The following is a 233-nucleotide window of genomic DNA, read 5'->3' as shown; positions in this document are numbered from 1 at the left end:
CCGCATGGGCAGTCGGCAGCCGCAACGCGGCGATCGAGGCCCGCGCGCGCCTGAAGACCCGCGGCTTCATCGATTGGGTTCGGCGGAGCATCCGGACGAACAACGAAGGCGAGATTGCCCCCCAGCGCGAGCAGACGTCGAACGCCTATTATTTCGACCACCGGCGCAGCATGGAGCGCGGGACCTTGCGGCCCTCGCCATGATCCGTCCCGCGCGACTTCTCGGCGAACCTC

The 233-nt window shown here is 68.2% G+C and carries 1 pseudogene; it reads left to right on the top strand.

The features are described 5' to 3' along the window. Positions 1–203, top strand: a pseudogene (locus AC0CH3_RS18015) (replication protein A); the annotation flags it as partial. Positions 204–233: the final 30 nt, after the last annotated feature.

The organism is Sphingomonas sp. AC449 (assembly GCF_979253475.1).
This window is presented reverse-complemented; position numbering and strand designations above follow the sequence as displayed.